We start from the raw sequence: 5,367 nt of genomic DNA, 5'->3' as shown, positions 1-5,367 counted from the left end.
CTGCTTGAGGGCCGCCACTGCATCAGCAATCAGTTCATCGGCCACCACCAGCTCGACTTTCCATTCCTCCACTCGCTCCACCTGGCCGGTCTGCCCGAGAAACGGCTGGCTGCCGTTCAACGGGCGAAACTGGCCCTGGCCGAGCACCTGCCAGGCGCACTGGTCATAGGCGCCGATACGTCCGCCACCGGCGGCAAATACGGCGCTCTTGACCAACTCCACATGGCTGGGAGGCACGAAGAAGCTGAGCTTGTACATCAGCCTCAGTTCACCCAGGCGCGAGCGTTGCGGAACATGCGCATCCACGCCGCATCTTCGTTCCAGTCATCCGGACGCCAGGAGTTCTGCACGGCACGGAATACCCGCTCAGGGTGCGGCATCATGATGGTGACGCGACCGTCGCGGCTGGTGAGGCCGGTGATCCCGCGCGGCGAACCGTTCGGGTTGGCCGGGTAACGCTCGGTGACCTTGCCGTGGTTGTCGACGAAGCGCAGGGCCACGCAACCGGACAGATCGGCTTCCAGCAGCGCCTCTGCGCTTTCGAACTCCGCATGGCCTTCACCGTGGGCGATGGCGATCGGCATCCGCGAACCGGCCATGCCCTGCAGGAAGATCGAGTTCGACTCCTGGACCTGGACCATGGCCACCCGGGCTTCGAATTGCTCGGAGCGGTTGCGCACGAAGTGCGGCCAGAACTCGCTACCCGGGATCAGCTCGTGCAGGTTGGACATCATCTGGCAACCGTTGCACACACCCAGGGTGAAGCTGTCGGTACGTTCGAAGAAGCCCTGGAAGGCATCCCGCGCGCGGCTGTTGAACAGCGCCGACTTGGCCCAGCCTTCACCGGCACCCAGTACGTCGCCATAGGAGAAGCCGCCGCAGGCAACCATGCCCTTGAAGTCGTTGAGGTCGACACGACCGGCGAGGATATCGCTCATGTGCACGTCGATGGCGTTGAAGCCGGCGCGGTCAAAGGCCGCTGCCATTTCCACCTGGCCGTTGACGCCCTGCTCACGCAACACCGCCACCTGAGGACGCACGCCTTTCTTGATGTAAGGCGCGGCGATGTCCTGATTGACGTCGAAGCCCAGCTTGACGCTCAGGCCCGGGTTGTCTTCTTCCAGCAGGACGTCGAATTCCTGCTCGGCGCAGTCGGCGTTGTCCCGCAGGCGCTGGATCTGGTAGCTGGTTTCTGCCCACTGACGCTGTAACAGACGACGCTGGCCGGTGAATACGCTTTCGCCGTTGTAGGAGATGCTCACTTCACCGTTGTTGATCGGCTGGCCGATCACGGCCACGCAGTCGCCCAGACCGGCGGCGCTGAACTGGGCCAGCACGTCGGGAGTGGCGTCCTGACGCACCTGGATCACCGCACCCAGCTCTTCGTTGAACAGGATGGCGGCGATTTCCGCAGCGTTTTCCGCTACAGCGTCGAGGCTCAGGTTCAGGCCGCAGTGACCGGCGAAGGCCATTTCCACGGCGCTGACCAGCAGGCCGCCATCGGAACGGTCGTGGTAGGCCAGCAGGTGACCGTCGGCATTGAGGCCCTGGATTACTGCGAAGAAGGCTTTCAGGTCCTCAGCGTCATCGACGTCCGGCGCCTGGCTGCCGAGCTTGCCGTGGGTCTGGGCCAGGATCGAGGCGCCCATGCGGTTCTGACCGCGACCGAGGTCGATCAGGATCAGGTCGGTGGTGCCCTTGTCCATGCGCAGTTGCGGGGTCAGGGTCTGGCGGATGTCCGCGACCGGTGCGAAGCCGGTGACGATCAGCGACAGCGGCGAGGTGACGCTCTTGTCCACGCCCTCTTCGTTCCAGCGGGTGGCCATGGACATGGAGTCCTTGCCCACCGGGATGGTGATGCCCAGTTCTGGGCACAGCTCCATGCCCACGGCCTTGACGGTGTCGTACAGACGCGCGTCTTCACCCGGGTGGCCGGCTGCGGACATCCAGTTGGCAGAGAGCTTGATGTCGCTGATCTTGTTGATGCGCGAGGCCGCGATGTTGGTCAGGGTCTCGCCGATAGCCATGCGGCCGGACGCCGGGGCATCCAGCAGGGCCAGCGGAGTACGCTCGCCCATGGCCATGGCTTCACCGGTGTAGACGTCGAAGCTGGTGGCGGTCACGGCCACGTCAGCCACCGGCACCTGCCATGGGCCGACCATCTGGTCGCGAGCCACGAGGCCGGTGATGGTGCGGTCACCGATGGTGATCAGGAAGCTCTTGCTGGCCACGGCCGGGTGATGCAGGACGCGCTCGATGCTCTCGGCGATATCCAGGGTACTTGGATCGAAATCGTCACCCAACTCGGTTTCTCGAACCGCCGAACGGTGCATGCGCGGGGCCTTGCCCAGCAGCACTTCCAGCGGCATGTCCACCGGGCTGTTGCCGAAGTGGCTGTCGGTCACGGTCAGCTGTGGCTCGGCAGTGGCTTCGCCGACCACCGCGAATGGGCAGCGCTCACGCTCGCAGATGGCCTTGAAGCGTTCGAAGTCTGCCGCGCCCACCGCCAGAACATAACGCTCCTGGGATTCGTTGGACCAGATTTCGTGCGGGGCCATGCCCGGCTCGTCGTTGGGGATGTTGCGCAGTTCGAAGCGACCGCCACGGCCGCCGTCGTTGACCAGTTCCGGGAAGGCGTTGGACAGGCCACCGGCGCCCACGTCGTGGATGAAGCTGATGGGGTTGTTGTCCCCCAGCTGCCAGCAACGGTCGATGACTTCCTGGCAACGGCGTTCCATTTCCGGGTTTTCACGTTGTACCGAAGCAAAATCCAGGTCCGCCGAGCTGGTGCCGGTGGCCATGGAGGATGCGGCGCCGCCGCCCAGGCCGATGAGCATGGCCGGGCCGCCGAGGACGATCAGCTTGGAGCCGACGGTGATCTCGCCTTTCTGCACGTGCTCGTCACGGATATTGCCCATGCCGCCCGCCAGCATGATCGGCTTGTGGTAGCCACGAACTTCATCGCCACGAGGGGTGGTAATGGATTGCTCGAAGGTACGGAAATAACCGGTCAGGGCCGGACGGCCGAATTCGTTGTTGAACGCAGCACCACCCAGTGGGCCTTCGATCATGATGTCGAGGGCGGTGACGATGCGCTCTGGCTTGCCATACGGCACTTCCCAAGGCTGTTCGAAGCCCGGGATCTGCAGGTTGGACACGGTAAAGCCGGTGAGACCGGCTTTCGGCTTGGCGCCGCGACCGGTGGCGCCTTCGTCACGGATTTCGCCGCCGGAACCGGTGGAAGCGCCGGGGAATGGAGCAATGGCGGTCGGGTGGTTGTGGGTCTCGACCTTCATCAGGATGTGCACCGGCTCCTGCACCGCGCCGTATTGGCGGGTCTCAGGGTTCGGGTAGAAACGCCCGGCAACGGAACCGACGATGACCGCCGCGTTGTCCTTATAAGCAGACAGCACACCTTCGCTGTGCATCTGGTAGGTGTTCTTGATCATGCCGAACAGGCTTTTTTCCTGGCTCTGGCCGTCGATATCCCAACTGGCGTTGAAGATCTTGTGGCGGCAATGCTCGGAGTTGGCCTGGGCGAACATCATCAGTTCGATGTCGTGGGGATTGCGCTTGAGGCCCTGGAAGGCGCTCATCAGGTAATCGATTTCGTCTTCGGCCAAGGCCAGGCCCAGTTCGCTGTTGGCCTGCTCGAGGGCGGCGCGGCCACCGCCGAGAATGTCGATGGCCGTCAGCGGCTTGGGTTCGGCGTGGCTGAACAGGCCGGCAGCCTGTTCCAGGTTACCCAGGACGATCTGGGTCATGCGATCGTGCAACGCTTCGGCGATCAACTGTGCGTCAGCGTCGCTGAATTCACCGGCGACGTAGAAAGCGATGCCGCGCTCCAGGCGCTGGATCTTCGCCAGGCCGCAGTTACGGGCGATGTCGCTGGCCTTGCTCGACCAGGGCGAGATGGTGCCGAAACGCGGCAGGACCAGGAACAGACGGCCGGTCGGCTCTTGTACCGGAACGCTGGGGCCGTACTTCAGAAGGCGCGCAAGCACCTGCTGTTCGTCGCCGGTCAGGACGCCGGTGACTTCGGCGAAGTGAGCGAATTCAGCATACAAGCCACTGACAGCCGGAACCTTCTGGCTCAGTTGCTCAAGGAGTTTGCTGTGGCGAAAGGCAGAAAGGGCAGGAGCGCCGCGCAGGATCAACATCTTCGGGACAGCCTCGGGAAGGGGGTGTGCTTTGAGGCCGTGCATTCTAACGTAAACCGTTGGCATCGGCACTCGAAACGCAAACCGGGGTGCCCCCGGACGTCGGCCCGGACCCGACGGCCTATAACAAAGGCTCATCAAGGTCATTACCGTGGGTTATTTTAATCGTCACATTGACGGTCGAAGCCCCATTCTTGAGGCCTCCAGCCCAGCCCGCCCAGCACTAGCAGACAAGCCCTTCGCTGTCGAGATATGGCGGCCGTTATCCTTTGCGTATACTGCGCCAATGTTTTCCCCTATGGCTTTACGTCCGCGCTGCGCCAAGTGGCTCATCGTAACCGGACTCTTCCTGATGCTCGGCGCCTGTGTTGAGAAACCCAGCACCCTTGAGCGCGTAAAGGAGGATGGTGTGCTGCGGGTGATCACCCGTAACAGCCCCGCCACCTACTTTCAGGACCGCAACGGTGAAACCGGCTTCGAGTACGAGCTGGTGAAGCGCTTCGCCGACGATCTGGGGGTGGAGCTGAAGATCGAGACCGCCGACAACCTCGACGATCTGTTCGACCAGTTGGGCCAACCCAAGGGCCCGGTGCTGGCCGCCGCCGGCCTGGTGAGCAGCGAACAGCGCAAGCAGCAAGTCAGGTTTTCCCATCCGTATCTGCAAGTCACCCCGCAAGTCATCTATCGCAATGGCCAGTCCCGGCCCACCAGCGCCCAAAATCTGGTGGGCAAGCGCATCATGGTGCTCAAGGGCAGCAGCCACGCCGAGCAACTGGCGGAACTCAAGCTCAAGTACCCCGGGATCGAATACGAAGAATCCGACGCCGTGGAAGTCGTGGACCTGCTGCGCATGGTGGACGAGGGGCAGATCGACCTGACCCTGGTGGACTCCAACGAACTGGCGATGAATCAGGTGTACTTCCCCAACGTGCGGGTGGCCTTCGACCTGGGGGACGCCCGCAGCCAGAGCTGGGCGGTGGCCGCCGGTGACGACAACAGCCTGCTCAACGAAATCAACAGTTTCCTCGACAAGGTCGAGAAAAACGGCACCCTGCAACGCCTCAAGGACCGCTATTACGGTCACGTGGACGTGCTCGGTTATGTCGGCGCCTACACCTTCGCCCAGCACCTGCAGCAGCGCCTGCCCAAGTACGAGAAGCATTTCAAGGCCTCGGCCAAGCAGGAAAAGGTCGACTGGCGACTACTG

At 63.1% G+C, this 5,367-nt stretch carries 3 protein-coding genes; 1 reads left to right on the top strand and 2 read right to left on the bottom strand.

All coding sequences use genetic code 11. The annotated features are described in order from the left end of the window. On the bottom strand, window positions 1-258 hold a 258-nt coding region (locus tag BLX41_RS28560; protein WP_123727587.1), incomplete at its 3' end, for a YqfO family protein. Window positions 259-263: 5 nt separating this feature from the next. Further along, window positions 264-4,160: a phosphoribosylformylglycinamidine synthase gene (purL, locus tag BLX41_RS28555; RefSeq protein ID WP_123727586.1), complete on the bottom strand. Its 3,897-nt coding sequence runs from the start codon at window positions 4,158-4,160 to the stop codon at window positions 264-266. 286 nt (window positions 4,161-4,446) lie between these two features. On the opposite strand from purL, the gene mltF reads away from it, so the two are divergent. Continuing rightward, on the top strand, window positions 4,447-5,367 hold a 921-nt coding region (gene mltF, locus BLX41_RS28550), incomplete at its 3' end, for a membrane-bound lytic murein transglycosylase MltF (RefSeq protein WP_123727585.1).

It is taken from the genome of Pseudomonas protegens, from assembly GCF_003732485.1.
In the GTDB taxonomy this organism is placed as follows: Bacteria; Pseudomonadota; Gammaproteobacteria; order Pseudomonadales; family Pseudomonadaceae; genus Aquipseudomonas; species Aquipseudomonas protegens_B.
The sequence above is the reverse complement of the archived record's forward strand: the minus strand, read 5'-3'. Positions and strand labels throughout refer to the sequence as shown.

What these genes read in the sequence shown, in the direction of transcription:
- purL (WP_123727586.1), bottom strand. Translation starts at nt 4,160, where the DNA reads ATGTTGATCCTGCGCGGCGCTCCTGCCCTTTCTGCCTTTCGCCACAGC.